The sequence below is a fragment of the Bifidobacterium sp. B4081 genome (assembly GCF_026537335.1).
Lineage (GTDB): Bacteria > Actinomycetota > Actinomycetes > Actinomycetales > Bifidobacteriaceae > Bombiscardovia.
Window position 1 is genome coordinate 1 of sequence record NZ_JAFNMM010000008.1, and the last position, 1,650, is coordinate 1,650.

Sequence of the window (1,650 nt, forward strand, 5' to 3'; positions counted from 1 at the left end):
TTGTTGGTGTGGTGGTGGTTTGAGAACTCAAGAGCGTGTTTGTGCTACTTATAGCTTTTTGATTGCCAGTCCGATGCCCGCCCGGCTGTTGCCGGGTACGCGGGAGCGTTGTGAGGGGTGTCGGGGTTTTTCGTGGGTTGGTTTCCTCCTTATGGAAGCTGGCCCGTCAATTATTGATGTGAGTCGTTTCGGCTTCTTCATGGTTTTTTGTGGAGGGTTTGATTCTGGCTCAGGATGAACGCTGGCGGCGTGCTTAACACATGCAAGTCGAACGGGATCCGTCAAGCTTGCTTGGCGGTGAGAGTGGCGAACGGGTGAGTAATGCGTGACCAACCTGCCCCATGCTTCGGAATAGCTCCTGGAAACGGGTGGTAATGCCGGATGCTCCGCACTGTCGCATGATGGTGTGGGAAAGGGTTTACCGGCATGGGATGGGGTCGCGTCCTATCAGCTTGTTGGCGGGGTGATGGCCTGCCAAGGCTTCGACGGGTAGCCGGCCTGAGAGGGCGACCGGCCACATTGGGACTGAGATACGGCCCAGACTCCTACGGGAGGCAGCAGTGGGGAATATTGCACAATGGGCGAAAGCCTGATGCAGCGACGCCGCGTGCGGGATGACGGCCTTCGGGTTGTAAACCGCTTTTGATTGGGAGCAAGCGAGAGTGAGTGTACCTTTCGAATAAGCACCGGCTAACTACGTGCCAGCAGCCGCGGTAATACGTAGGGTGCAAGCGTTATCCGGATTTATTGGGCGTAAAGAGCTCGTAGGCGGTTCGTCGCGTCTGGTGTGAAAGTCCATCGCTTAACGGTGGATCGGCGCCGGGTACGGGCGGACTGGAGTGCGGTAGGGGAGACTGGAATTCCCGGTGTAACGGTGGAATGTGTAGATATCGGGAAGAACACCGATGGCGAAGGCAGGTCTCTGGGCCGTCACTGACGCTGAGGAGCGAAAGCGTGGGGAGCGAACAGGATTAGATACCCTGGTAGTCCACGCCGTAAACGGTGGATGCTGGATGTGGGGCCCGTTCCACGGGTTCCGTGTCGGAGCTAACGCGTTAAGCATCCCGCCTGGGGAGTACGGCCGCAAGGCTAAAACTCAAAGAAATTGACGGGGGCCCGCACAAGCGGCGGAGCATGCGGATTAATTCGATGCAACGCGAAGAACCTTACCTGGGCTTGACATGTGCCGGACGGCCGCGGAGACGCGGCTTCCCTTCGGGGCCGGTTCACAGGTGGTGCATGGTCGTCGTCAGCTCGTGTCGTGAGATGTTGGGTCAAGTCCCGCAACGAGCGCAACCCTCGCCTCGTGTTGCCAGCACGTTATGGTGGGAACTCACGGGGGACCGCCGGGGTTAACCCGGAGGAAGGTGGGGATGACGTCAGATCATCATGCCCCTTACGTCCAGGGCTTCACGCATGCTACAATGGCCGGTACAACGGGATGCGACATGGTGACATGGAGCGGATCCCTGAAAACCGGTCTCAGTTCGGATCGGAGCCTGCAACCCGGCTCCGTGAAGGCGGAGTCGCTAGTAATCGCGGATCAGCAACGCCGCGGTGAATGCGTTCCCGGGCCTTGTACACACCGCCCGTCAAGTCATGAAAGTGGGCAGCACCCGAAGCCGGTGGCCCAACCCGTTTGGGGGGGAG

The 1,650-nt window shown here is 59.2% G+C and carries 1 rRNA gene (only partly in view); it reads left to right on the forward strand.

The window, feature by feature from the left end:
• The first annotated feature begins 206 nt into the window (after window positions 1-206).
• A 16S ribosomal RNA gene (locus tag J3T92_RS09385) occupies window positions 207-1,650 on the forward strand; it runs 188 nt beyond the window's last position.